Origin of the sequence: Polynucleobacter sp. AP-Kaivos-20-H2, from assembly GCF_018882215.1 — a bacterium.
In the GTDB taxonomy this organism is placed as follows: domain Bacteria; phylum Pseudomonadota; class Gammaproteobacteria; order Burkholderiales; family Burkholderiaceae; genus Polynucleobacter.
In genome coordinates this window covers 604,018-629,858 of record NZ_JACVOX010000001.1, presented here as the reverse complement: position 1 = coordinate 629,858, position 25,841 = coordinate 604,018, and the positions used below count along the sequence as shown (strand labels likewise).

29 protein-coding genes and 2 tRNA genes are annotated in these 25,841 nt (G+C 44.2%); 16 read left to right on the top strand and 15 right to left on the bottom strand.

The window, feature by feature from the left end; all coding sequences use genetic code 11:
- Position 1 precedes the first annotated feature (1 nt).
- From ICE89_RS03225 to soxA, 3 genes are read left to right on the top strand one after another with little or no spacing between them, the layout of a single operon-like run.
- Positions 2-475: a SoxY-related AACIE arm protein gene (locus tag ICE89_RS03225; RefSeq protein ID WP_216262009.1), complete on the top strand. Its 474-nt coding sequence runs from the start codon at positions 2-4 to the stop codon at positions 473-475.
- Positions 472-801, top strand: a complete 330-nt coding sequence (locus ICE89_RS03220; RefSeq protein ID WP_216262008.1) for a thiosulfate oxidation carrier complex protein SoxZ — start codon at positions 472-474, stop codon at positions 799-801. The genes ICE89_RS03225 and ICE89_RS03220 overlap by 4 nt, the downstream gene beginning before the upstream one ends.
- Positions 798-1,580 (top strand): sulfur oxidation c-type cytochrome SoxA, encoded by a 783-nt coding sequence (gene soxA, locus ICE89_RS03215; RefSeq protein ID WP_370624845.1) that lies wholly within the window; start codon positions 798-800, stop codon positions 1,578-1,580. The genes ICE89_RS03220 and soxA overlap by 4 nt, the downstream gene beginning before the upstream one ends.
- 17 nt (positions 1,581-1,597) lie before the next feature.
- Here the strand turns inward: soxA and purU are convergent, their stop codons facing one another.
- The 4 genes from purU to ICE89_RS03195 form a co-directional block, all read right to left on the bottom strand.
- Complete coding sequence (gene purU / locus ICE89_RS03210) at positions 1,598-2,452, bottom strand: formyltetrahydrofolate deformylase (protein WP_216264828.1); 855 nt, start codon at positions 2,450-2,452, stop codon at positions 1,598-1,600.
- 75 nt (positions 2,453-2,527) lie between these two features.
- The gene (locus tag ICE89_RS03205) at positions 2,528-2,827 is read right to left on the bottom strand and encodes a hypothetical protein (protein ID WP_216264827.1); all 300 of its coding nucleotides are present in this window, start codon (positions 2,825-2,827) and stop codon (positions 2,528-2,530) included.
- 61 nt (positions 2,828-2,888) lie between these two features.
- A complete protein-coding gene (locus tag ICE89_RS03200) occupies positions 2,889-3,293 on the bottom strand; it encodes a surface-adhesin E family protein (protein ID WP_216264826.1) in 405 nt (134 codons plus the stop codon).
- A gap of 84 nt (positions 3,294-3,377) precedes the next feature.
- Positions 3,378-5,837 (bottom strand): penicillin acylase family protein, encoded by a 2,460-nt coding sequence (locus tag ICE89_RS03195; RefSeq protein WP_216264825.1) that lies wholly within the window; start codon positions 5,835-5,837, stop codon positions 3,378-3,380.
- Positions 5,838-5,972: 135 nt separating this feature from the next.
- Between ICE89_RS03195 and ICE89_RS03190 the strand changes: the two genes are divergently transcribed.
- Together ICE89_RS03190 and ICE89_RS03185 are read left to right on the top strand one after the other, a co-directional pair.
- A tRNA-Leu gene (locus ICE89_RS03190) sits at positions 5,973-6,061 on the top strand.
- A 141-nt stretch (positions 6,062-6,202) separates the two neighbouring features.
- Entirely contained in the window at positions 6,203-7,486 is a 1,284-nt protein-coding gene (locus ICE89_RS03185) for a tyrosine-type recombinase/integrase (RefSeq protein WP_216264824.1), read from the top strand.
- Between the two features lie 168 nt (positions 7,487-7,654).
- Here the strand turns inward: ICE89_RS03185 and ICE89_RS03180 are convergent, their stop codons facing one another.
- Together ICE89_RS03180 and ICE89_RS03175 are read right to left on the bottom strand one after the other, a co-directional pair.
- Positions 7,655-7,993 carry a hypothetical protein gene (locus ICE89_RS03180; RefSeq protein ID WP_216265025.1) on the bottom strand — a complete coding sequence of 113 codons (339 nt, stop codon included), beginning with the start codon at positions 7,991-7,993 and terminating at the stop codon, positions 7,655-7,657.
- A 4-nt stretch (positions 7,994-7,997) separates the two neighbouring features.
- On the bottom strand, positions 7,998-8,444 hold the full coding sequence (locus tag ICE89_RS03175) for a DUF6641 family protein (RefSeq protein ID WP_216264823.1): 447 nt from the start codon (positions 8,442-8,444) through the stop codon (positions 7,998-8,000).
- Positions 8,445-8,597: 153 nt separating this feature from the next.
- Here ICE89_RS03175 and ICE89_RS03170 point away from each other — a divergent pair, with 153 nt between their 5' ends.
- On the top strand, positions 8,598-9,119 hold the full coding sequence (locus tag ICE89_RS03170; RefSeq protein ID WP_216264822.1) for a hypothetical protein: 522 nt from the start codon (positions 8,598-8,600) through the stop codon (positions 9,117-9,119).
- A gap of 386 nt (positions 9,120-9,505) precedes the next feature.
- Positions 9,506-10,081 carry a site-specific integrase gene (locus tag ICE89_RS03165; protein WP_216264821.1) on the top strand — a complete coding sequence of 192 codons (576 nt, stop codon included), beginning with the start codon at positions 9,506-9,508 and terminating at the stop codon, positions 10,079-10,081.
- Between the two features lie 64 nt (positions 10,082-10,145).
- Here ICE89_RS03165 and ICE89_RS03160 read toward each other — a convergent pair whose 3' ends face one another.
- Genes ICE89_RS03160 through ICE89_RS03150 form a run of 3 tightly spaced genes read right to left on the bottom strand, consistent with a single transcriptional unit; the run spans position 10,146 to position 12,054 of the window.
- A complete protein-coding gene (locus tag ICE89_RS03160; protein WP_216264820.1) occupies positions 10,146-10,895 on the bottom strand; it encodes a hypothetical protein in 750 nt (249 codons plus the stop codon).
- 23 nt (positions 10,896-10,918) lie between these two features.
- Entirely contained in the window at positions 10,919-11,671 is a 753-nt protein-coding gene (locus ICE89_RS03155) for a hypothetical protein (RefSeq protein ID WP_216264819.1), read from the bottom strand.
- 5 nt (positions 11,672-11,676) lie between these two features.
- The gene (locus ICE89_RS03150; RefSeq protein ID WP_216264818.1) at positions 11,677-12,054 is read right to left on the bottom strand and encodes a hypothetical protein; all 378 of its coding nucleotides are present in this window, start codon (positions 12,052-12,054) and stop codon (positions 11,677-11,679) included.
- Positions 12,055-12,392: 338 nt separating this feature from the next.
- On the opposite strand from ICE89_RS03150, the gene ICE89_RS03145 reads away from it, so the two are divergent.
- On the top strand, positions 12,393-12,857 hold the full coding sequence (locus ICE89_RS03145; protein ID WP_255558640.1) for a hypothetical protein: 465 nt from the start codon (positions 12,393-12,395) through the stop codon (positions 12,855-12,857).
- A gap of 1 nt (position 12,858) precedes the next feature.
- Here the strand turns inward: ICE89_RS03145 and ICE89_RS03140 are convergent, their stop codons facing one another.
- From ICE89_RS03140 to ICE89_RS03120, 5 genes are read right to left on the bottom strand one after another with little or no spacing between them, the layout of a single operon-like run.
- Complete coding sequence (locus ICE89_RS03140) at positions 12,859-13,272, bottom strand: biopolymer transporter ExbD (protein WP_215361198.1); 414 nt, start codon at positions 13,270-13,272, stop codon at positions 12,859-12,861.
- A gap of 2 nt (positions 13,273-13,274) precedes the next feature.
- Positions 13,275-13,967 carry a MotA/TolQ/ExbB proton channel family protein gene (locus tag ICE89_RS03135; protein WP_216261998.1) on the bottom strand — a complete coding sequence of 231 codons (693 nt, stop codon included), beginning with the start codon at positions 13,965-13,967 and terminating at the stop codon, positions 13,275-13,277.
- Between the two features lie 5 nt (positions 13,968-13,972).
- Positions 13,973-14,659 (bottom strand): energy transducer TonB, encoded by a 687-nt coding sequence (locus tag ICE89_RS03130; protein ID WP_216261996.1) that lies wholly within the window; start codon positions 14,657-14,659, stop codon positions 13,973-13,975.
- Positions 14,656-15,462, bottom strand: a complete 807-nt coding sequence (gene murI, locus ICE89_RS03125; RefSeq protein ID WP_216264817.1) for a glutamate racemase — start codon at positions 15,460-15,462, stop codon at positions 14,656-14,658. The genes ICE89_RS03130 and murI overlap by 4 nt, the downstream gene beginning before the upstream one ends.
- Before the next feature lie 39 nt (positions 15,463-15,501).
- Entirely contained in the window at positions 15,502-17,025 is a 1,524-nt protein-coding gene (locus tag ICE89_RS03120) for a fumarate hydratase (RefSeq protein ID WP_216264816.1), read from the bottom strand.
- Between the two features lie 187 nt (positions 17,026-17,212).
- Here ICE89_RS03120 and acs point away from each other — a divergent pair, with 187 nt between their 5' ends.
- From acs to ICE89_RS03095, 5 genes are all read left to right on the top strand, one after another.
- Positions 17,213-19,186 (top strand): acetate--CoA ligase, encoded by a 1,974-nt coding sequence (gene acs, locus ICE89_RS03115; RefSeq protein ID WP_215361189.1) that lies wholly within the window; start codon positions 17,213-17,215, stop codon positions 19,184-19,186.
- Between the two features lie 57 nt (positions 19,187-19,243).
- Positions 19,244-19,334 (top strand) — tRNA-Ser (locus ICE89_RS03110).
- Positions 19,335-19,437: 103 nt separating this feature from the next.
- Complete coding sequence (locus ICE89_RS03105) at positions 19,438-19,743, top strand: YciI family protein (protein ID WP_216264815.1); 306 nt, start codon at positions 19,438-19,440, stop codon at positions 19,741-19,743.
- A 60-nt stretch (positions 19,744-19,803) separates the two neighbouring features.
- Positions 19,804-20,160 carry a DUF6516 family protein gene (locus ICE89_RS03100; protein WP_216261986.1) on the top strand — a complete coding sequence of 119 codons (357 nt, stop codon included), beginning with the start codon at positions 19,804-19,806 and terminating at the stop codon, positions 20,158-20,160.
- Positions 20,157-20,507: a winged helix DNA-binding protein gene (locus ICE89_RS03095; RefSeq protein WP_216261985.1), complete on the top strand. Its 351-nt coding sequence runs from the start codon at positions 20,157-20,159 to the stop codon at positions 20,505-20,507. The genes ICE89_RS03100 and ICE89_RS03095 overlap by 4 nt, the downstream gene beginning before the upstream one ends.
- Position 20,508: 1 nt before the next feature.
- Here ICE89_RS03095 and ICE89_RS03090 read toward each other — a convergent pair whose 3' ends face one another.
- On the bottom strand, positions 20,509-21,102 hold the full coding sequence (locus ICE89_RS03090; protein ID WP_216264814.1) for a DUF1080 domain-containing protein: 594 nt from the start codon (positions 21,100-21,102) through the stop codon (positions 20,509-20,511).
- Positions 21,103-21,179: 77 nt separating this feature from the next.
- Between ICE89_RS03090 and ICE89_RS03085 the strand changes: the two genes are divergently transcribed.
- The 3 genes from ICE89_RS03085 to ICE89_RS03075 all read left to right on the top strand — a co-directional run bounded on the left by ICE89_RS03085 (position 21,180) and on the right by ICE89_RS03075 (position 25,841).
- Positions 21,180-23,600, top strand: coding sequence for a DUF748 domain-containing protein (locus tag ICE89_RS03085; protein WP_216264813.1), 2,421 nt, complete (start codon positions 21,180-21,182; stop codon positions 23,598-23,600).
- Between the two features lie 10 nt (positions 23,601-23,610).
- Complete coding sequence (locus ICE89_RS03080) at positions 23,611-23,835, top strand: hypothetical protein (protein ID WP_216264812.1); 225 nt, start codon at positions 23,611-23,613, stop codon at positions 23,833-23,835.
- A 203-nt stretch (positions 23,836-24,038) separates the two neighbouring features.
- Positions 24,039-25,841, top strand: a complete 1,803-nt coding sequence (locus ICE89_RS03075; RefSeq protein ID WP_216264811.1) for an NADH-ubiquinone oxidoreductase-F iron-sulfur binding region domain-containing protein — start codon at positions 24,039-24,041, stop codon at positions 25,839-25,841.

Below are 25,841 nucleotides of genomic sequence, written 5' to 3'. Positions count from 1 at the left end.
GATGAAAAATATTATTCAGCATCGCCGGCAATGGCTTAAGCAAGCTCAAGGTCTTGGACTGATAGCCCTAGGCTTGTTAGCAAATCCTTTAACAGTCTTTGCTAAAAAAGAAGAGGCTGATGAGGCTATTAAAAAGATTGTTAGTGGAGCTGCTATTCGGGAAGGTAAGGTAACTTTAACCATTCCTCCTCTAGTAGAGAACGGCAATCTTGTGGTTTTGAAGGTCAGTGTTGATAGCCCCATGACTGCCAATGATTACGTCAAGACCATACATGTCATAGCCGAAGGAAATCCTTTGCCTAATATCTTTACCGTTTACCTCACTCCACGTTCGGGCACTGCCAATATTACGACGCGCGTTCGTTTAGCGGATAGTCAGAAGGTATGGGCTATTGCGCAAATGAGTAATGGTAGTTTTTGGCAAGGCTCTGCTGAAACTTTGGTAACCCTTTCAGCATGTACGGAAATGGTATGAGTAAAACTTCCCGTACATCCATCACAATGCCGGCGACGGCTAAAAAAGATTCCATTATTGAGATTCGCGCAATTGCGCAACATGATATGGAGTCAGGCTTTCGCTATACCGAGGGCGGCAAGCTCATTCCCCGCGACATTATTCGCACCTTTACCTGCACCTACAACACTGTGGAAGTGTTTAAAGCGGATTACTATTCAGGAATTGGTGCCAATCCCTTAATCATCTTCACCACGATCGCTGTTGAATCCGGAACTCTTGAATTCAGGTGGGTGGGGGATGATGGATATGAAGCAGTGAACCAGGCTCGCATTACTGTTTCGTGAATCAGCAGACACCTTTATTCCTAGGCAGTATTTATTTAATACTTGCCAACCTCATGCCTATGGGGGTAGCTAAAGCAGTGCAGCCTTCCCAGCAATCGAGTTATGAATTAATGTCTACTGAGAACAAGGCGATGCAGGATGACCCTTCACTAAACCCAGCGATGTTTTGGGTTGGTGATGGTGAAAGTTTGTGGCAGCAGAAGGTAGGACTACAGAGCAAATCTTGTAGCGCCTGTCATGGTGATGCAAAGAAATCCATGCGCGGTGTAGCCACCCAATACCCTAAATTAATCAAAGGCAAACTCCAGACCCTAGAGGGGCAAATTAATCAGTGTCGAGTTGGCGCTCAATCAGCCCCCGCTTTAGCTTATGAGAGCAAAGACCTGCTAGCTTTAACAGCCTTCATTGCGTTTCAGTCTAAAGGGATGCCAATTACAGTTAGTGAAAATTCTGCTAACGCAGCTTTCATGAAAAAGGGTAGGCAGACCTTTAACGAGCGTATGGGACAGCTCAATTTATCTTGTGCGCAATGCCATGAGGATAGGGCGGGCCTTAAGCTTGGTGGTAGCCCAATACCTCAAGGACACCCCAATGCCTACCCAATATATCGTTTGGAATGGCAAACCTTAGGTTCATTGCAAAGGCGCCTTCGTAACTGCATGAGTGGTGTAAGGGCACAACAATTTGAATATGGTTCGCCAGAGATGGCGCAGTTAGAGTTATTTCTGATGTGGCGAGCTAGAGGCCTACCCCTAGAATCTCCGGGGGTGAGGCCTTAGCAAAATCTTTTTTGGACTTAGTCCGAAAAGACTACTGAAGTTGCTCCATTTATAAGCACGCGGTCATGTAGGTAGTAACGTAAAGCTCTTGATAGCACGGTGCGCTCTAAATCCCGACCCTTGCGAACTAAATCATCTGGTGTATCGCCATGCGTAACGCGAGTCACATCTTGCTCGATGATCGGACCTTCATCCAAATCGCTAGTCACAAAATGGGCAGTAGCGCCAATGAGTTTGATCCCGCGCGCATGCGCTTGGTGATAAGGCTTAGCACCCTTAAAACTAGGTAAGAATGAGTGATGTACGTTAATGCAGCGACCAGATAACTTAGTCGATAAATCATCTGACAAGATTTGCATGTAGCGCGCTAGGATCACCATGTCCACATTAGATTCTGCAACGATTTCGAGAAGTCTCGCTTCTTGAGCTGGCTTGGTGTCGGGAGTGACTGGTAAGTGGTAGAAGGGGATATCCGCAAAATCAATGCTGGCATAGACGTCACGAGGATGGTTGGAGACAATGCCGCAGATAATCATCGGCAACTCACCAATACGCCAGCGATAGAGAAGGTCAACCAGGCAATGGTCTAGCTTGGAAGCCATGATTAATATGCGTTTAAGATCCTTTACTGCACGCAAATCCCAAGTAAGCTCAAAACGCTTTGCAATTTCCACAAAGCCCGCTCTAAGTGACTCTACATTCGCAGGGCAGCTAAAGCTAACGCGCATAAAAAAGCGCTTCGAGGCTTTGTCATCAAACTGTTGAGCTTCTTCAATGTCGCCGCCTAGTTCAAATATATAAGTGGAGACCGCAGCAACAATACCGGGTTTATTTGGGCAGGTAAGGGTTAGGTAATAGTTTTCGGTAGCCATATCAAATCGTTAGTGAATTACTTGTAAAAAGTAATTTTAGTCTGTTATCCCACTGGTTGGGGGCGGTCGGCCTAGTTATTGCTGGGCAGATTGCTTGGTCTTATCCGCAGGCCCCAATAAGGGCTCACTTTTATCTGTAATGGTTGGTAATACAACCTCAATGCAGATGGGCTTTGAGTCAATTACATTAAAGAAGCTGCATTCTTTTTTGGTGGCAGCAGAGGCGGCGTGCTCTAAGGGGGATTTGCCTGTGGCTGCAGTTGAGGCAAGACTAACTGCTGTTCCAGGATTGGCTACAGCAGCAGTTCCAATAGTGCTGGCAGCTGCCGTGCCAGAGCTACTAAGCGCTACCAATGGCGCAGCGCAGGCACTCAAAAATCCTAGTGCGCAGATTAAACCAATCCAGCGGATATGGATTAAGCGCAATTACGGAAAATTATTTGCTACGACACGCAACATTAAATACGCCTGCAGCCCATGAGCCGTTAGGAATGGCTTCAAAAATGCTATCAGGAGTTTTTTGATCTACAACAACTTTGCCTTTACCGCGATTGCCAGTGAATACTTTGAATTCAATCGGGCGATACTTACCAGTACTGCAATCGTATTCATTTAAACCAATAATCGAATTCACATTCTCTTTAGTTTGTGGGTCTTGACCAGGCTTTTTAAAGTCCAGCATCGACATGATCTGCGCTAAATTTCCCTGAGTTTGCAGAGTAGCAGTATCCACATACACAGTGGATTGATCATTTTTGCCAATATCTTGCCAAGCAGCCATAGCATTGCCGCTGACGAGTAATGAGGCTGAAATTGCGAGCAGAGTAACGATAGATTTCATGAGAATTCAGTCCTTGGTAATTGCTATTGACGTAACTATTTCATTTTAAACGCCTATGGCGCGAAGTACCAAAATAGGGGCGGTTTACTTATTGACTAATTCTAGCTGGCGATTGGTCTTTTTAGGCTTCATCTGCAGGGGAAGGTACTCATTGTTCGCCCACAATGAGTTCATATTGCGATACAGCTTGCTTTGTACCCATCCAGACTGGCCTGTCTGATACACAAAGAGTGATTTCTCCAGATCGGATAAATCATAGACTGTCCGTAAGCTTGGCGCTTGCAGTGTTTCAAAGGGATTTTTGGATTGCATCAGCTCGAGACGTCCTATGTTGACAGAAAAGCTATCTCCCGGAAAAGGCGTTTTGATGTTAAACAAACTTCCGACCAGCGGTACCTTGCTCAGTGGACGATGTTCAGAGATGGCAATATGTGCCTTACCCCAGGCCCAAGTCTTGGGATCGTTGCCATACTCTTTGCTGAGGTAATCCAAGGCTTTATCAAGCGCCTTGTTGGAGGACTCTTGGCAGGATTCAATCTGCTCAGTCTTGGGATCATCGCACCAGGGGCTGTTGGGATTTTTGATTTGCTGTATTAGTGGAGCGCGGTAGTTGCGTGTTCCATAATTTTCGGTAAATAGGTAACTTAATCTTGAGAAGAGATTGCGGGATAACTGGTCTGCCCAGGCATTAAACAAGAGGGCGCCTGCGCTATCCACTTTCATATTGCCGTCAAAACTTTTGCCAATCTCCATCGCTTGCGCGCTCAGTGGGTGAGAGCTTTGGCTGGACTTAAATAGATCTAATAATGGTGTTGCCCCGAGCGATAGGGTATCACCTTGCATGGTTTTCATATCATCAGCCGAATGGAGGCTCTTGGATTTAATGAGATCAACTATGCGGTCATAGCGTGTTGGTAAGTCCCAGTCTCCCGTTAAAGGATTGGGATCATTGGCTGCGATAATCTTTTGATTGGCGGTTGCTATCCAACCTTGCTCTGGGTTGTTGCTTGCAGGGAGCTGCTCAAAGGGGACATAGCCATTCCAGTCATACTGACGATCCCAGCCCAGTGCTGGCGCTACTCCATAAAGCCCCTGATGCAGAATTCTTTTGGGGGCTACTCCCGCTGCCTGATAAGCAATATTGCCCTCTGTGTCTGCCATCACCACGTTTTGCATCGGAGCATAATTTTTTCGTAAGGCTTGTTTAAATTGATCAAGATCAGTTGCACGATTCATATCCAATAAACCGGCAACAGATTGGTTTTCTACATCGAGTGCTGTCCAGCGTAAGGCAAGAGCAAAACGATCTGCATCAATCGTACGCTTGGCTTTAGCATGAGAATCCGAAATGACAGGACCATGTCGAGTTTCTTTTACCAAGAAAGTTAATGAAGGGGATCCTTTGATATCAATGATCTCTTGATGCACTTTAAATGGCAGTGGCCCATCAGGACCTCGATACATACCCGGATTCTTGGAGTCAATTTGCTCAATGTATAAATCTTGAACATCGGGTCCGGTATTGGTAAAGCTCCATGCAAACTTATCTGTTCTACCCAAAACAATTGCAGGAATTCCGGGAAGGGTCCCGCCGATCACATTTAAGCCAGGAGCTTCTAGGTGGGCGAAGTACCATATAGCCGGAGCAGATAGTCCAAGATGGGGGTCATTAGCTAACAACGGCTTGCCAGCGGTGCTGAGTTTGCCGCTCAAGGCCCAGTTATTGGAGCCGATGCCATCCCTGGCTCCCATTTGGTCCAACTGACTCAACTCGGTTGCGGGTAAGTTCTGAGGCTTACTTTCTGCTTGACCGGGAGAGGGATGAAATACCTTCAACTCTCTGTACAGCTTGGAAAAATCCATATTACTAACGGGTTCATCGGCCTCATATGGCGGCACTACCTCCCAAACTTGTTTGGTTGTGAGGTATTGGGATAGCTCAAGCCTTTGCAATTCTTTCTGCCAATTTCCACCTAGGTCATAGGCCATCATGAGCATCCAGGCGACGCTATCTGTTGGTGACCAATGGCCTGGTTTTGAACCTGTTAAGAAATACTCAACTGGGAGAGCCCAACCTAATTGCGCATTACCAGCATTGACGCCATCGGCATAGGCTTGTAGTAGACGCTTGGCAGAAACGGGGTAACGATCAAATTGGTGTTCAGCTGCACGCTTGACACCTAGGGTGCGCACAAAGCGATCAATTTTTACGGTGTCATTACCCAAGATTTCTGAAAGTCGACCGCTCGCAATACGTCGATTCATTTCCATTTGCCAGGATCGTTCACTAGCATGGAGGTAGCCCAAGGCAAAGTAGGCATCTGCCTGGCTTTTTGCATTGATATGCGGAATATCAGACGCATCAAAGGTAATGGCAACAGAATCACCTAGACTTTTAATTGTGCGCTTGCCGGAGATGTTGGATTGGGCGGAATATAAATAGGCTAGAGTGACTACTAAGCCAGTAATGAGACATAACCCTATTAGCCAGAGCCCAGCCCGTAAAAGCTTGCCAAGTTCCGATGATTTTGCCGGTAAATTCATGAGGATATTTTATATGTTTTGTTCAGTGCACCCTTGGGGAGCGGGGTAAAAAGGGCTCCAGGGGCTTATAAGGGGCTTGCGTGCTAAAATTTCACTTGTCTTGATTTATTTAGCACGGCTTTATTGTTGATGCGAGCCCGAGTGGTGAAATCGGTAGACACAGCAGATTTAAAATCTGCCGCTCATAAAAGGGCGTACCAGTTCGATTCTGGTCTCGGGCACCACCTATATTCCATAAGCCTTCCACGCCTGTGCGCAAGGCTTAGCGGACAAAAAAATCTAAAAATACGTAGCACAGTCGTAGCACAAAATGATTAACGACTGTATAGTAAAGCTATATAAAAACGTAGCTTTTATCTAAAAAAATGCCCCAAAAAGCCCCTCATACGCACCACATTTTAGAAGGCGAAGCGATTTTATATAAACGCAGTGGCACACCACATTGGCAGGTGCGTTACAAGATAGCAAGTAAGTGGTTAAGAGCAACGACTAAGCAAGAAAAACTGGCAGATGCTAAGAAGGCAGCAGTAGATTTAATACTCAATGCTAAGTTTAGAGAAAAGAATGATTTGCCTGTTATCAATAAGCGTTTTAAGTCTGTTGCTAACTTAGCGATTAAACGGATGAATGAGTTAAATGAGGCTGGGCAAGGAAAAGCTACATTTAAGCAGTATATCTACGCTATCAACAAATACCTGATTAAGTATTTTGGCAAATACAACATCGACAAAATAGATTTTCCACTAATAACCCGATTTGCTATGTGGCGCATTGAGGAAATGGAAAAACAGCCTAGTCAAAGTGCTATTAACACTCATAACTCAGCACTCAATCGTGTTTTCGATGAAGCACTGCTACGTGGGTACATTACACAGTTACAAATACCCCATTTAGAAAATAAAGGCGCAAGCAGTGATAGGCGCCCAACATTTACAGAGACTGAATATGATGCGCTGGTATTGGCAATGCGTACTTGGGCTAAAGAGGCGCGCAAAGGATATGAAACCGAAGCACGCAATATTTTGCGTAGCTATATATTGATTTTGGCAAATACGGGTATTCGTGCTGGAACTGAGGCGATGAACTTAAAGTGGAAACACATTTTTTATGACACGATTAACGACAAACAAACGCTGACATTTGCTGTAAAAGGCAAGACTAATAAAGAGCGTCGCATACAAGTGAAAACGATGGTGGCACGTTACTTACAGCGCATACAGCAAAGCGATGAACTATTAAAAGGTATGACGTTTGATGAAGTTATTGCTAAACAGATTGATAGATATGTGTTTAGGATTAACGATAAGGATATGACAACGCAGTATGGCAGGATGTTTAAGCGATTGCTGGAAAGTACTGCGTTATTAGTTGACCCGATCACAGCTAATGAGCGCACCCTGTATAGCCTTCGTCACTACTACGCTACAAGGATGCTAACTAAAGGTCACGTATCGCATTATCAGCTTGCGCAGTATATGGGTACTAGCGTTGGCATGATAGAGAAACACTACGGACATTTGCGACTGCGTGATGTTGCCCAGAAGTTTGTGGGTGAAGGTGAAATACAACAAGAGCTGAAGTATGGAAAGAGTGACAAAAAGCCTGAAGCGATTGCATTGCTTGAAGATGACGAAGAAGATGATGACTAAAGCACTAGAGTGTCTTAGCTATGCCTGTCGTCTGTGTATTGTTTCAAAATAAATCTACCTAAAATCAACTAACTCCCATGCTTTTTGACGCATTTTGCTTTATTTGACTTAGATTAAAGATGGTGGGATTGAGATTTTAAGGTTGCTTGAAAACTGCGCACTATTTTTTTACTTACTTAAGTTGAAAATCTGTTGCTGTGCTTTAACCATCTTTTGCCTTGCCCGCTCAGCCTTTAACTGTTTAGCAATAGTGTCCTTCTGTCTTTTAAGTCCGTCTATTCTTGTTTGTTGTGGTGTTAAGGGTTTGATAGGCTTTATGAACTTAGCTACTTCATCAAGTATTGCTACGCTTGTATCTTCTTTTGCTACCTGTGTAGCACTACCGATTACATTGTTTATTCCGTATAGATATTGACAGATTAACTGTGCGTGAAAAGTACTACTGGCATAAACCGCAGTCCTTAGTATCTGTCCATGTACTCTTACAGTTAAAACATACTTATTCATAAAACTATTTACCGAAACCCAATCTTGTAGCTTCGCTAACTTCTGTAATAGCTTCGTCCAAAGCTCCATTCAATACTTCTGTCTTAAGTATTTTTAATGCGTTAATCAACTCGTCTCCACTTGTAAGCTCAATACAGTTGGCTTTTGTTTTTTTATTAAGCGTTAAAGTTTTAGAGCCGTACTTAATAGCTAGGTTGATTTTTCCAGCATCGTTAATCCAATACCACTGTTTGACACGTTTAACAGTTTCAACTGTCATCTTTTCTCCAGTTTGCTTATTGGTATAAGTTTTTAACTGTTTTGGAGCATAAGTTTTACCAGCTTTTTCAGCCTCACATAACTCCAACTGCTGATGTAACTTTGCTACTAGCTTATTGCGACGATGTATTACTGGGCTAACAGTTAACTGTTTTTTATTAATCACCAGTTTCAGACTATTTAAAACACTCATTTCCAAGCTCCTTTTAAGTAAACGAGCTTTAACTGTAGTTTCTAGTTGCCTACTTTCCTATGCTTTTGCCTACTATTTAGGCATCGTAAGTTATTGAAATATATGGATTTACTGGAAATATTCTGGTTTTATTTGGTTTAGATAAATAAAAGTATGGATATACAACAAATACGACAAAAAACTGCCTATAACGCTAGTGCAAAACCTACGCAAAAACAGGCTACACGTACGTGGTTAAACAGCTTACATAAGCAATATCCACTTGCGCTAACACTGACGCTAAAACAGTCAATCTGCGTTAGAAACGTAAAAGGTGAGTATTACAAGCGGTTAGATAAGGACGATATAAAGCAGATAGCAAGGCACTTTACACACAAGCTGAATAAACAGGTATTTGGTAGCAGTGCTAAACGCTATGGCAGGGGACTGAAGTACCTAGCAGTAATAGAGGGCGAAAGAAGTAATAAAAACTTACATATACATATGGCTATTGGTGGTTTGCCTGATGATGTGAAATGGAATGAAGTTGATAGTTTAGTAAGAAACGCTAAGTTAAGCGTCGATGGATTGGATGAGCAACACAAGGTAGATATTGTTGATAGTGGCTGGATGGAATACATAACGAAAGAGTTAGGTATGAAAGACACGGACAATGTACTTTGGGATTTGATGTAGTACAGCATTACTGCTTTAAGTTAGCTTTTGCTGAAGACGAATGAAGTTGTACACAGCTTCAATAGCGAAGCTTTGCTTAAAAAACATCAAATCCACACTACAAGCAGTTAAAACAAACATCGAATATCAAAGTAGCTGAAATAGAAATAACAGCATATAGGACTTATAAACAGGTGAATAAAACTGTGGCAGTTTGACTACGGATTACTTAAATACGTATATGTAAGGAAATAAGTAAAAGCTTACATATAAGCACTAAGTAGATGTAACCACTTGTTTTATGGAAAGATTTTATTGAAATGGGATATAGGCAAAAAGAGGTAGGAAAGCTACAACTAAGAAAACATACTAAACACTTAGAAAACATTAGATATGAGGTGGATAGTATGAGTAAGCAAGCGAAAACATTAACCGCAGAAGAGCTGCGCAGGGTGTTAGATCACGTAGCTACAAGAAAACACAGTGCTCGTAACAGGGCATTAGTTGTTACCAGTTTTTATAGTGGTTGCCGAGTTGGGGAGCTTAGTAGCTTGACATATGAAGACGTAGTGGATGATGCTGGTAATGTTAGGGACGAAATAAGACTTAAAGCTGAAAACACTAAAACTAAAGAGGCAAGAATAGTATTTGTAAATAGTAGGTTAAAGCGAGAGCTTCAACAATACGCAAATGCCTATAAACCAGTCAATCTGCAAGTAAAGTTTTTCTACAGTCAAAAACGTAAAAGTGATGGTTACAACGCAAATACATTAACGCAGTTTTTCCACTACTTATATAAACGAGCTGGTATCTTCGGAGCAAGCTCGCATAGTGGTAGACGTACGTTTATTACTAACTTAGCAAGTAAGGGTGTTGGAGTGCGTGTACTAATGAGTCTGGCAGGACACAGAAACATTAGTACAACGCAGGCTTACATAGATGTTAATGACGATATGAAGCGTAAGGCGGTTGAGTTAGCTTAGTTGTTTAAAACAACATTTATAGTTTAGGTACCTTGCGTATATACCATCTAATAGGCGCCGTAGTCTATTGCATCTCAGCAGGTGTTAACTGTATAGCATCGATAAACAAACCATCCGCTATTTCCTTAAAGATACGACTGTAGACAGTGGGGTCTGCGATTTGGGGGTTGGAAGAGTTGCTTAACCTTATACGGACAATAGTTTGATTATTTGCAGGGAAGTTGCTATCGATTTCGTAACTAGCATTCATACCAGTTGAGTTTGTGCATTCTGCAACTGAGCTTTGCATTTTTACCAGCCCTGAACTAACGCCGTCAGCTGCCATACATTTTTTTACCGTTTTGTCACCCACTACCACATCCTGCATAGTGCCTTGGCATGTGTACTTGGGGACAGAAAGACCGACACATTTACTGCCTTTATCTTTGTTAAGCTCCGTGATTGCCTTTACAACAACAGTTGGGCTTTTTAAGAACTTACGTGTTTGCATCGCTCTTAACTCTAAACGGCTAGTATCTGAAGCAGAGGCACCTGTTCCCCCACCCTTTAGATTCTGACATTCAAAAACCATTTTTATTGCTTTATTGTCAGGGCAAGTTCCAACTTCTTGAGATTTTAAAAAAACTGCTGAAGATCTACCAAAAGCTTCTTGGCATCTCATATGGGCAAAAATAGTCATGGTGGGCATCCTGCCACATCCACCATCAGCTTCGGTCATGACAATGGTGTTGCCTTGGAAAGTTGATACCGGATAACATCCCGCAAGTAACAAGGTGGCGACTACCAATAAGCTTAAGGAGATTTTATTTTTCATATCATCCAATAGAAATAAGCAAGCTACTGCATCTCAGCAGGTGTTAACTGTATAGCATCGATAAACAAACCATCAGCTATCTGTTTAAATATTCGACTGTAAGCGGCTGGATCTGCAATCTGTGGATTTGAAGAACTGCTTAATCTTATGCGAACAATAGTCTGAGTATTAGCAGGATAGTTACTATCTATTTCATAGCTGGCATTCATTCCAGTTGAGCTAGTACATTCACCAGATGAACTTTGCATTTTTATAATCCCACTACTTACCCCATCAGGTGCCATACATTTTTTAACTACCTTATCTCCCACCGTTACATCCTGCATAGTGCCCTGACAAGAGTATTTCGGTACAGAAAGTCCAACACACTTACTGCCTTTATCTTTATTAAGCTCCGTGATTGCCTTTACAACAACTGTTGGACTTTTAAGAAACTTACGTGTTTGCATCGCTCTTAACTCCAAGCGGTTAATGTCTTCGCCTGAAGAGCCAGCAGATCCACTTCCGCTTAATCCTGTGCATTCAAATGTTGCACTTATTACTCTACCGTTTGTACAAGATCCAGCATTTACAGTTCTCAAAACTGCATAGGGCATATTCAAACTTCTGTTGCATGATCCCTTTGCAAAAATCGTTAATAAACCAACATCTGCGCAACTTCCATCTTTATGAGACATTGTAAGATTGTTGCCTTGGAAGTTAGTTACGGGCACAGCACAACCTACAAGTAAAAGCGATGTTGATAGCAGAAAGAGTAAGAGGATTTTATTTTTCATAGCTCTTAGTAAGAGGTTTGACGATATTGGACTGTGTCGACTTTACGATTTTTATCGAACTTGATGACGACTATCATGGTTCTGGTAGATTTCACTTCTACCGAGCCGTTATCACCAAAAGCATTTTCTTTTTCCATCAATATCTTGTCATATACCCAAGTTTCAGTATTGTCAGGATTTGAAGTAACAATGTTAGGGCTGCTTAAAGCGTCAATAACTTCAGAACTACTGGCGCCTTTTTTAACTATTCTCTGTACGTTACCCAATGTGACTTTTTGGGTTTCTATTTGTCTTGCAGGAATAACTGCTAAGGGGGCGGGATTTCTTTGTACACATCCCACCATTAATAAACTGAGCATGCTGATTGCTATGACAAGTTTCATTATCCATTCCAATCTACAAAATATTTATGGTATTTAAACATATTATTAATAAGATTTTGTTAATAACCTAGACCTGTGCTAAGTGCCTAGCAGGGGTGTTGTAGGCTTTTTAAGCTGACATATTGGTTAAAATAAGAGGAATGTATTTCAAGCTCTAAAAAAGTACTTTTTTAGAGCTTGAAATGTAGCACAAAACATAGCACATTTATATTAATCAGCTTTAAAGTCAATATTTAAAAGGGTTATAGTGGGTCAGGTTTATTTAAAATCTGCCGACTCAAAAAAGTCGTGCCGGTTCGATTCCGGCCTCGGGCACCAAAGACACTCATTCATCATTTATGAATATACCCAAACTTCTCATTTGCTCAAGCTTGATCTTTTCACCACTTGCATGGGGTGTTGACGTTCTAGAGTTTAATTGCAAACGTTCGGAAAAGGGCTACACCGAAGAGTATGAGATGAGAATGACCCTTGCTTCGGGTGCCCAAAAGGCCAAGATTTTCTTGGATGATCGTGACCTAGATCGGTCAGATATGTATGGGACACAAGTTGTTAAGAGCATCACTCTGGCACGTCCCAATATCTTGATTTTGATTGAGGCGAATTTTCAGCCTGAAGAAATTATGGACGTTTCTTATCCTGCGGGTAATGTCATCACCAACATTACGCTTGACCCAGTGACCGGCAAGTTCAAGAAGGTAGAGAAAATACAGGGCGGCATCTTGGGTGCAACTATTGGAAACGGCATCCACATCAGTGAAGAGACTTGCTTTCCCTCTAAAGCCCCCTACAGGACTAAGTAGCTTAGTTTGGCTCGGTTACAAACCCGAGCTTAGTGAGGCCAGCGCGGCGCGATGCAGCCAAGACCTGCGCAACATATTCATACTTCACAGATTTATCAGCTCGCAGATTGATCTCTGGTTGAGGATCTTTTTGGGCGGCTTTTTCTGCATAGCCATCAAAGGTCTTTAAATCAATGGGGGTGCTGTTCCAGAAGATTTGACCATTGGCATCAATTGACAGCTGAACTGACTCAGGCTTTACTTCATTGCGAACGCTATTGGCCTTTGGAAGTTCTACCTTCACTGCTTGCTGAATCACAGGCAGGGTGATGATGAAAATAATCAATAGCACCAACATGACGTCCACCATCGGCGTCATATTGATTTCCGACATGATGTTGTCGTCGTTTTGGTCGTCTTGTATATGAAAAGACATGACTATTCTCCGGAGTTAACGCGGGCACCAGTAACGAAGAAGGCTAATAAATCATTGCCAAAGCGATTGAGGTCAGCCACAAATAATTTATTGGCGCGATTGATGGCGTTAAAACTCAATACGGCAGGGATAGCAACCGCAAGACCAAGGGCGGTCATGATGAGTGCTTCGCCAATAGGTCCGGCCACTTGATCCAGTTGTGCGCTTCCTGAGCTGCTGATGGCAATCAGGGCATGATAGATGCCCCACACGGTGCCAAACAAACCAATAAATGGAGCGATAGCACCAGTAGATCCCAAGAAGGTTAAGCCCTTCTGCAATCCCGCTGCAATGCTGTCAACGCTATTTTTAAGGCTTCTGGCCATCCACTCAGAATAGTTCAGTGTTTGCAGTAATTCACGGTGATTGGTGGATTGACTTTGGTGGTGCGCAGATGCTTTGGTTGCTGACTTAGCAATTTGATAATACGGATTGATAGCATGATTGCTAAAAGCTTCTAGGCCTTGTTCAAACGAAGTGGCGCGCCAGAATTGCTCAAGCTCAGGTCTGAGCTTGCGAAGGTTGCGTAAATCCCAAAGTCGAGTGAGCAAAATGACCCAAGTTACGATAGAGCAGGTCAGCAGGGCAATTGCTACAAATCGAGTAATCACATCGCCTTCAAGCCAGAGATTTGCTATGCCAAATGGTGTATTCATATTGATTAATTCTTGAGATTAAATTTGATTAAAAGATTGGTTGAAATTCTTTGGGGTGAACCGTTTACTAAAAAAGGTTTAAAGCGATAACGTTTGCCAATATCAGTTGCAGCACGATCAAGTCTGGGGAAGGTGCTCGATTGAAGCAATGCTACATCTTCCACGTTTCCGCTCTCGTCAATAATTAATCGCACTACCACTGCACCTTGTTCGCCAGAGCGTTTAGAAAAAGATGGATAGTAAGCATCTGCATCTGGCTGGTAAGCCACAACTAGTTTACCAATGTCAGTCTGAATAGGGGTGCCGCTAGCACCCCCACTGGTTGCAGGGGCTACGGATGCATTTTGTTGTGGAGCATCAGATTTGCTTTGGGCCTGGTTTTGCTGCGTTTGTTGTGGTGCCTGCGTAGGGCTGGGCTTTTCTACGGGCTTTTCTTTAGGTTTCTCCTGAACTGCTTTCTTTTCTTCTTTTGGTTTTGGCGGCGTAGCAGCGGGAGGTTGCTGAGTTTTAGAAGCTTCTGGACTAACTAAATTGGCCATAACGCGCTCATCATCCATTTGCGGCGGTCGCTGACTAAAGTGCAAAAACTCTAGCGCAGGAAGTGCATGTAGTAGCACCACAATGCCAATAATGATGCGTTCAGATTTATTGAATGGTAGAAAATCGTCTAACTTTTTCAGAAAGGCGCTCATCTTATTTCACCCAAGATGCGTGCTTCAATTACATGCGAAGTTAAATCGGCAGACATTAAATCTTGCGCCATGAATAATAGGGACTCTTCATTTTTGCTACTCAGGAATAGTACCGTCCCATGTTCATTGCTAGAGCTTGTGCTTTTAAGATTCTCAAGTTGTCTTTTGAGCTGCCTAACTACAGCGTCACTGGTGTCAATCAGCGTAATAGATTCGCCTAGCAGTTTACGAATAGCTTTTCTCAAGAAGGGGTAATGCGTGCAGCCCAGCACTAGGGTATCTGCACCTGCGTCTTGAATGGGCTCAAGATGTTTTGCTAGCAACTCTAAGGTTTCTTCGTTATCTGCTTTACCGGACTCTATCAACGGCACCAATCCTGCGCCAGCTTGTTTGATGAACTGACAATCATTTGGCAGGGTATTTAATAAAGCATTGAACTTATCGCTCTTGAGAGTCGCCTCAGTGGCGAGGACGCCGACTATATTGTTTTGCGATTGCATGGCTGCTGGCTTAATGCCTGGCTCAACCCCAATGATCGGAACAGAAATTGACTCCCGAATTTGTTTAATCGCTTCAGCAGTTGCAGTGTTGCAGGCAACTACGATGGCGTCACATCCTTTGCTAGCTAGATAGCTGCAAAGGGCGAGGCTACGCTTTGCAATCCAGTCGCTCGATTTTTCGCCGTAAGGCGCGTTGGCTGAGTCGGCAAGATAAATATAGTCATGCTGGGGCAGCTGACGCAGAGCCTCATCCAATACGGATAAGCCTCCAACGCCAGAATCAAAAACCCCGATGAGTGCCAATGTGGACTATGCTTGCTCTGTAATGAAGTTGTTAGGGTGTTAAGCAATCTTGACTGGAATGCCAGCAATCTTCGCTTGCCATTCACGTGGACCTTCATTGTGCATTGAGATGCCTTCTGAGTTCACTGCAACAGTTACTGGCATGTCTTTGACATCGAACTCGTAAATGGCTTCCATGCCTAAATCAGCAAAGCCAACTACTTTAGAAGTCTGAATAGCTTTAGATACCAAGTACGCAGCGCCGCCAACAGCCATTAAGTAAGCTGACTTATGTTTCTTGATAGCTTCAATCGCCTCTGGTCCGCGCTCAGCTTTACCAATCATTGAAATCAAGCCAGTTTTGGCCAGCATCATCTCAGTAAATTTATCCATACGAGTTGCAGTAGTAGGGCCTGCTGGGCCAACTGCCTCATCACGCACAGGGTCAACCGGACCAACGTAATAGATCACACGGTCTTTAAAGCTTACTGGCAACTCTTCGCCTTTGGCGAGCATATCCTGAATACGCTTATGAGCAGCATCACGACCAGTCAAAATTTTACCGTTGAGCAATAAAGTTTCACCTGGTTTCCAGCTGGCTACTTCAGCTGCGGTGAGGGTATCTAAATTGACGCGCTTAGATTTTTGAACATCGGGTGTCCAAGTTACATCTGGCCAATCTGAAAGTGAAGGGGCTTCGAGTTTTGCAGGACCATCGCCATGTAAATGGAAATGAATATGACGAGTCGCTGCGCAATTCGGAATCATGGCAACTGGTAATGAAGCAGCATGCGTTGGGTAATCCAGGATCTTGATATCGAGCACAGTGGCTAAACCACCTAGGCCTTGAGCGCCGATGCCGAGTTTGTTTACTTTTTCATAGAGCTCGAGACGTAGTTCATCAACGCGATTTTTAGGGCCACGCTCAATCAGTTCTTGAATATCAACGGGACCCATTAAGGCTTCTTTAGCCATGAGCATGGCTTTTTCTGGTGTGCCGCCAATACCAATGCCGAGGATGCCTGGAGGGCACCAACCTGCGCCCATAGTGGGAACGGTTTTGAGAACCCAATCCACAATGGAATCGGAAGGGTTGAGCATAACCATCTTGGCTTTATTTTCTGAGCCGCCGCCTTTAGCCGCACAAATCACTTCAACATCATCCCCCGGGACAATTTCATAGTGGATGACAGCGGGAGTGTTATCCCCAGTATTTTTGCGTTTGCCTGCTGGATCTGTCAGCACTGAAGCGCGCAACATATTGTCAGGATTAAGGTAAGCGCGACGCACGCCTTCATTGACCATATCGGTGACGCTCATGGTCGCATCAGGCCATTGAACATTCATGCCGATTTTGAGGAAGACTACGGCAATACCAGTGTCTTGGCACATTGGCCTGTGACCTTCGGCGCACATGCGGCTATTGGTCAAAATTTGGGCAATCGCGTCTTTGGCACCATGACCTTGTTCCAATTCATAAGCCTTGCCCATGGCAGTAATGAAGTCCTTGGGATGGTAGTAGGAAATGAATTGAAATGCGTCCGCAACGCTTTGAATCAGGTCGTTTTGTTTGATATTGGTCATGGTTATCTGCTTATTTCCACATTATTAGTAAGGTTTGCCCTATTTTAAGGGTTTGCCATAGAGCAAATCCCAAGTGTTTTCACTTATCTTCTAAGGTCTTGAGAGTCTAAAACTGTCATTTTGCGACATTTTCTCGCATTTGTTGTTGATATTAGATTATTGATTATTAGATAGAGGGCTGTGAAGCATGGAACCATTAAAGCAAGAAAACCGCGTTTTTAACCCGCCTGCAGACTTTGTAAAGGGTGCGGCAATTCCAGGTATGGAGGCTTATAACAAGCTCTGTGCTGAAGCCAATTCAGATTACGACGGTTTTTGGGGTCGTCTTGCTAAAGAGAACCTCTATTGGAAAAAGCCATTTACCAAGGTTTTAGATGAATCCAAGGCGCCTTTCTACAAATGGTTTGAAGATGGCACAACGAACGCGTCATACAACTGTTTAGATCGCCAAGTTGAAGCCGGCTTAGGTGATAAGACAGCCATTATTTTTGAAGCAGATGACGGTACGGTTACTAAGGTAACTTACAAAGAAATGCTTGAGCGTGTTTGCAAGATGGCAAACGCACTGCGCAAGATGGGCGTCAAGTCTGGTGACAGCGTCATTATTTACATGGCAATGACCATCGAAGGCATTGTTGCCATGCAAGCCTGTGCGCGTATTGGCGCAATTCACTCTGTAGTGTTTGGCGGTTTTTCAGCCCAAGCATTGCGTGACCGCATTATGGACGTGGGTGCAGTTGCAGTGATTACTGCTGATGGCCAGTTCCGCGGAGGCAAAGCATTGCCACTCAAAGCAATTTGTGACGAAGCGCTTTCCACAGGCGAATGCCCTAAGGTTAAGCATGTCATCGTGAGCAAGCGTACTGGCACTGATGTCACTATGCAAGCAGGTCGCGATGTTTGGATGCAAGAGATCGTAGCTAATGAAGCAACGACTTGTGAGCCAGAGTGGGTAAGCGCTGAGCATCCATTATTTATTCTGTACACATCCGGTTCAACCGGTAAGCCAAAGGGTGTTCAACACTCTACAGGCGGCTACCTTTTGTGGGCCATTCTCACAATGAAGTGGACCTTTGATATCAAGCCTAATGACGTGTTCTGGTGTACCGCCGACATTGGTTGGGTAACAGGCCACTCCTATATTACTTATGGCCCACTCGCAGTCGGCGCTACTGAGATCGTATTTGAAGGCGTGCCAACCTATCCAAATGCTGGCCGTTTCTGGGATATGATCCAAAAACACAAAGCATCTATTTTCTATACAGCACCAACAGCGATTCGTTCATTAATCAAAGCATCAAGCAATGATGAAGCAGTGCATCCAAAGAGCTACGATTTATCATCACTGCGTCTCTTGGGTTCTGTTGGTGAGCCAATCAATCCTGAAGCATGGATGTGGTACTACGAGCATGTTGGTAATTCAAAGTGCCCAATCGCAGATACGTTCTGGCAAACAGAAACTGGTGGTCACATGATTTCACCATTGCCAGGCGCAACCCCAATGATTCCTGGTTCATGCACATTACCATTGCCAGGTATTCAGGCGGCGATTGTGGATGAGGCTGGTGTAGACGTTCCTAATGGTCAAGGCGGTATCTTGGTTGTGAAGCGTCCATGGCCTTCCATGATTCGTACGATTTGGAATGATGCAGATCGTTTCGTGAAGTCTTATTTCCCAGAAGAGTTGGGTGGCACCTTGTATCTTGCTGGTGACGGCGCAATCCGTAATAAAGATACTGGCTACTTCACCATTACTGGTCGTATCGATGACGTATTGAACGTTTCTGGTCACCGCATGGGAACCATGGAAATTGAATCTTGCTTAGTGGCTAACCCATTGGTTGCTGAGGCAGCAGTTGTGGGTCGTCCTGACGAGCTGACTGGTGAAGCCATTTGCGTATTCGTCGTTCTGAAGGGTGGACGCCCAACTGGTGATGAAGCCAAGAAGCTTGCTACTGAGCTACGTAACTGGGTAGGTAAGGAGATCGGCCCGATCGCTAAGCCTAAGGATGTTCGTTTCGGTGATAACTTGCCTAAGACCCGTTCCGGCAAGATCATGCGCCGTCTCTTACGTGTGATTGCTAAAGGCGAAGAAGTGACTCAAGACACCTCAACCCTGGAAAATCCACACATCTTGGACCAGCTCAAAGAGTCTCTGTAATAAGCTAAATCAAGATTTAGACCAAATCTCTTCGGGAATCGTATAATCATCGGTTCCGGAAGGGTGGATGAGCGGTTTAAGTCACACGCCTGGAAAGCGTGCGTAGGTTAATAGCCTACCGCGGGTTCGAATCCCGCCTCTTCCGCCAAGCATCAAGAAAACCACCTACGGGTGGTTTTTTCTTTGGAACTTACCGTAGTATCTTGCTAATTAAGATTTAAAAATAAAACCAATTAAAAGATGGAGAAAACATGATCTTTGCAATTTTGTTGATGGATAAGCCTGGTACTGCTGACTTGCGTGTACAAATCCGACCAGAGCACCGTGCTTATTTAGCGCAACTTTCTGACCGCATGGCTTTTGCTGGGCCCCTCACATCTGAAGATGGTAAGACTACAGTTGGCAGCTTGCTCGCAATCGACTTTCCTAGCAGGGCAGATGCGGATGCTTGGTTAAAGGATGAGCCCTATACCAAGGCAGGTGTTTATGATAAGCCCATCATCCATGTATTTAATAATATGTGGGAGCAAAAAGCAGGCTTTCCGCCAGCAAAATAAACCCATAATTTAAGCGGGTCTGTTACTTTTGATATATCATCTGGTGATATATCATGAGTGATGGGAAATCGTGGAGTTATCACTCTTTTAGATCTGCACCAAGAGATCATTGATCAAGGCGATGGTTACTGGGTAAAGATTGAGGCTTGGGAGGTAGCTGTTAGCGAGGCAGTACCGCACGGGGTGCGCTATTCATTAACCTTGCACAACCCCAAAGGCTTGAGAATTTTGGGTTATGACAATGCTCATGCGGTTAGGCTTAGAGCAGTCTATTCAGGTAGAAAATTGGCATTCGATCACAGGCATCGTAGTTCAAGTGACCCAGGCGTTGCCTATGAGTTTAGGGATGCGCACCAACTCCTAAGTGATTTTTTTGTCGATGTTGATAAAGTCTTAAAGGTAGATAAAGATATATGAAAGTCATCAAAATAGGGATTGCATCACAAAAAGATATTCGGGCACGCGTCTTGGCCATTGCTAAAGGCGATCTAAAACCAAAGGCATCTGATCCGAAGATATGGTTTACCTCGATGCGTTCACTGGCGCAGGTATTGAGTGATGAGAACAGGGCCTTACTGCATGTCATCAGAGCATCTAAGCCTGTATCGATTTCTGAGCTAGCTGAACTTACCGGAAGAAAGCAGGGGAACTTATCCCGCACGCTAAAAACAATGTCGCATTACGGCTTAGTCAAAATGCTCCAAGAGGCCAAGGCCCTGAGGCCCGTGGCATGTGGCGATCGCTACGAAATCAGTATTCAATAATTTAAAGCGGCTTAATCTGTAGCTTTCTAAATATAATGACGCCACCGGCAGATTGCAGGGCAATAGGGCCTTCAGAATATTTACTATCCTGACCATTAGCTACTGTCACAACGCCATTCATCATGACCTTAAAGTTGGGGCCATTTGCAATAATTTCCATCGTGTTCCAGCGTCCACCGGCCTTAGGTACTGGGTCAACTTTGGCAACATCCACAATAGCACCGGTTGCGTACGCTTGTTCAGGGCGGGTATCCCAAATATTGACTTCATAACAAGTGTATTGACTTACCTTGTTTGGGTCCTGGCAACGAATAAAGATACCGCTATTCGTATTAGACTCGGCATAAAACTCAGCCTTGATGACAAAGTTCTTGTAAGACTTGGTGCTCACTAAAAAACCTGAAGGTTTGTTGCCTTCAACAATGCCATTGCCAATCACCCAGTTGGCGCTTCCAATAATGTTCCAGCCACTTAAGCTAACTCCATCAATCAGATCAGTAAACCCGTCTGCGTTTTGGGCGTTAGCAACACCACCTATAGCTAGGGCGGCAAGGCAAGCAATAGAGAGGGTCAGTTTTTTGAGGAAGGTTTTCATGTGTCTCCTGAGGGGGGTATATTTATTATTCTGTGTAAATTTCATTGTTACTGATGTTGACCTATAAAGACAAGTAGATGCTTTCCCTTAAACCCCCCCGAATACAGCTTTGGTGCCGACGTACTGCATGGGCATTGCTTGCTCTTGTAGTTATATTTTGGTGTGCAAGCCATTTGTTGCTGCCTGGCTTGATTAAAAAGTCCCTGGCCGAATATGGTGAAAAGATCGGTTACGAGATCTCCTATCAAGATCTTAGTCTTTCTCCGTTGCGGCTGAGGGTGGAGCTTGATGGCCTTCACTTGGCAAAAGAGGGTGGTTCTAAATTACTGGAATTTCAAAAACTGGCTATTACCCTTAAGTGGACAAAGCTGGTTCTGGGCGAGCTAGGCTTTCAGAAGATCTTGCTTGAGGAGCCTAAGGTATTGGTCGAGAAGAAGTTGCCTAAGGGAGCGCACTTAGGGGTCTGGAATTGGCAAGAATTAATTGCTTCCATTGAAAAATCAATACCGCCTTCAGACCCAAAAGAGAGCAAGAAGCCTCTCAAAATCTCTATTGATGAATTATTGGTCAGTACCGCGTCATTACATTTAGTGGATGACTCTACTAAGCTCAAAGAAGAACTCAAGCCTTTTACTGTGAAGTTGCTTGATGTTGCCAACTACGATAGGCAAGGAGTGGTGACGGGTGTCCGTGGTCAATACGACTTTAATCTTGGCGCTTTGCAAGTTTTAATACCAGGCATCAATAAAATAATCGCTTATCAGCATGTCGCTATTGCTGGCGGACTGGATAATCCTCAGCCTGGTAAGTTAGGTGTGCAGCTCAATTTGATGTTGGACGATGGTGACTTACGTTCGCATTGGGATTTCAATACCGATTCAAAGTCAGTCGAGGGTAAGGTCAAGATTGAGGGTTTGGCAATAGCACCCATCATTGCTCTAGTACCGGCGAATAAAGAGCTGATTGGTAAGAGTGGTGCAGTTAATGCAGATCTTGTCGTGAAGTTTGGCGGTGGGGTTGATTCAGTTTCTGGTGATATCCATGTTTCAGATTTGGCGATCCTAGAAAAAGGTCAAAAGTATCCTCTGATTGTTTGGAAGGTGGCTGATATTCGCCAGCTTGAATACAAATCAGTTAAATCAAAACAGTCTTCAAGTAATTCTCTAGCAATTGATGAATTGATCATTAATGCACCAACCCTTCAATTTGAAATTAATGAAGAAGGGTTCTCAAACTTCAGAAGGTTATTTTCTAAGCCAACAACAGAAACAAAAGCTGAGCCTGTGACCACCCCTAAAACGGATGCTCCTTCTGCATTCAGTTTGGATATTCGATCTATGAACTTAAAGAGTGGGGAAGTGTACTTTTCGGATATGGCGATGCGTCCTAATTTTAAGGTGGATGTGAAGAAGTTCAATGCCACTCTTTTGGGGGTCAGCAATACCCCTGGTCGATTTGCCACTGTGGCGATGGACGGCGTTGTTGCTGGCTCAGGAAGTATGCGAGCAAAAGGACAAGCATCATTTGATGACCCGCGGCGCAATCACGACATCTTGATGGCCTTTAGAAACCTCCCGTTGACAACCTTCAATCCTGCAGTCATGACATTCGCGGGCTATCAAATTACTAGTGGACGACTAAACCTCAATCTCAATTACAAAGCCAAAGATGGCGAACTCAATGGAAGTAATCAGATCATTATTAAGAAGGTGGTGCTGGGTGATGAGGTACCGGACTTTACTGGCAAAAAATTACCGCTAGGCTTAGCAATTGCTTTGTTAGAAGACTCTGATGACACGATTGATGTCACGGTTCGGATTGCAGGCAATGTTGACTCCCCAGAATTTAGTGCCAGTGGTTTGGTTTGGCAGGCCATTAGTAATGTTCTAACAAACGTAGCAACAGCACCGTTTAGAGCCCTTGCATCTATTTTGGGAATGGGTGGCGAAGAGGGTGTTAATGCAGTGCCTGGAGAAGCAGTCTTTCTGGTTGCAGATCAAGACCGCCTAGAAAAATTTGGCGAGTATCTAGTAAAGCGCCCGAATTCGAGCTTGGAGATCATCGGTACTTATGATCCTGTGCAAGATAAGAAGGAGCTTGCAAGGGCTAAGGCAGATGGCGCTATTTTGCTAGACGCTGGTTTTAAGTTGGCCCCTGGAGAACCAGTGCCCACCCCATCATTTACGGATCCGAAAGTGCAGTCAGGCCTGTTGGCGGCATATGCCCAATACATAGGGCGCATCAAGCTTGGACAACGTCTATTGACGCTTCCAGATGGCGAGAAGCGCAATGAGCAACTGCATGAGGAATTGATCGCTGGAATAGAGATCACTGATGCCGAGCTTAAGGAATTGGCAAAAAGTAGGGCAAAGACGGCCTTCGGCTTCATGGTTAAGACTGACCCCAGCCTTAAGGATCGGATTCAGCTGGGTGATGTGAAGTCTGTAGAGGCTGGAAAAGAGGGCATTCCTCTCGATGTAGAGATCAGAATCAAGTAGACTTGAGGGCATGAATTCAACAAAATTGCGCATTCTTCCTGTAATTACATTCATGGCCACTATGGGCCTAGTAGGCTGTGGCTCTATTGAATCGGCTGCCCAAGACGACTGCACATCGATTGGTTGGCAAATTGGCAGCAAGGGCTACCAGGATTGCTACAAGGCTAGACTTTATGAGCGCAAGTTGGATTACTCTCTTCCTCCGGGCGACAAGCCTTCCCCATCCCTAATGTAATAGGGTAAACCCTTATTTAAAGTCCTTGAGCGCCGTCAAGGACATAGGGCCTTAAATAACCCAAAATAAAGCGTTATTTTGCCTATTGATGACCGGCTAAGTATTTGGCTTAGCAGGGTTTTTTGATGCGCAAAGTGTGATAAGGCTCTGCATTGGTGCTGAGTACAAAATAGCAAGAAATAGAAAATTAGAGACTACGAACTATGAATCATCCAAAGCCTTCTGGAGAAGTCAAAGCAGTTGCTGTTGCAACCGCAGATGATTTGAGGGAAACCATTCGCCGTAAGAGCAAATTGAAGGGGCGGCAAGCAGACGATGTTTCAGTTGCCGAAGTTCGTCAGCTCATTGGTAATGCGCCACATCGTCGTGACCTATTAATTGAAAATCTTCACAAACTTAATGATGAGTATCGTGCTTTGCATGACCGTCATTTAGTGGCATTAGCTAAAGAAATGAATCTGCCAATGGCAGAGGTATATGAAGTCGCGACTTTCTATCACCACTTTGAAGTTGTGCGTGGCAATGATCCGGTAGCAGATATTCTGATTCGTGTTTGTGATGGTATCGCCTGTGAATTGGCTGGCGCAAAAAATCTATTGGCTAAGTTGCCAAGTATTTTAGGTAATCCGAATATCAAAGTTGCTGCAGCTCCTTGTGTAGGACGTTGCGAGCAAGCTCCTGTTGCAGTCGTTTATCAGTACCCAGTCTTGTTTGCCACGTTAGACAAGGTAGCGGCTGCTGTAAAAAATAAGTTAACCACCCAGCCAATGGCTAAAGACGATGCCGTCTTTGATCCTGCGGCTTTAGCAGAGCAAGGTGTATCTCCCCAGGGTGAGATGCAAGCCGTTTCTCCTGACTATGTTGGTTACGAGTCCTATCGCGCTCAAGGCGGTTACGCTTTGGCCAAAGAAATTTTCGAAGGCAAGAAGGATGCGGAAAGTATCATCAAAGCAATGGAAAGCTCTGGCTTACGTGGTTTAGGTGGCGCAGGTTTCCCAGCGGGTCGTAAGTGGCGCATTGTTAAAGATCAGATTGCTCCTAAATTGATGGCCGTCAATATCGATGAAGGTGAGCCAGGAACATTTAAGGATCGTACGTACTTAGAGCGTGATCCACATCGTTTCTTAGAAGGGCTTCTCATTGCAGCAAGCGTGGTAGGTATTGATGCTTGTTATATCTATTTACGTGATGAGTATCACGGCTGCCGTGAATTGCTTGAGGCTGAATTAGCAAAACTCAAAGCTAATCCGCCATTTGCATTGCCGAATATTGAATTACGTCGTGGTGCTGGTGCCTACATTTGTGGTGAAGAGTCTGCAATGATCGAGAGTATTGAAGGCAAGCGCGGTGAACCACGCATGCGTCCTCCGTATATTGCGCAAGTAGGGTTGTTTGGCAGACCAACACTCGAGCACAACTTTGAGACTCTATACTGGGTGCGCGATATTGTTCAGCGCGGACCTGAGTGGTTTAGTTCATTCGGACGTCACGATCGCAAAGGATTACGTAGCTTTAGCGTTAGTGGGCGTGTTAAGAAACCCGGCGTGAAGTTGGCTCCTGCAGGCATCACTATTCAAGAATTGATTGATGAGTATTGTGGTGGCATGCAAGACGGCCACAAGTTCTACGGTTATTTGCCTGGTGGCGCATCAGGTGGTATTTTGCCAGCGACCATGAATGACATCCCGCTAGACTTTGACACATTGCAACCATACGGATGCTTTATTGGTTCTGCGGCTGTCATGGTGTTCAGTGACAAAGATAAAGCCCGCGACATGGCTTTGAACGTGATGCATTTCTTTGAGCATGAGAGCTGTGGTCAATGTACACCTTGCCGAGTTGGTACAGGTAAAGCTGCCAAATTGATGCAAGCAAAATCATGGGATCAAGAAACTTTAGAAGACTTGGCGACAGTAATGGTGGATGCTTCTATTTGTGGTCTAGGCCAAGCCGCACCAAACCCTATTCGTTGTATTCATAAATATTTCCCTGAAGAAGTTCAATAA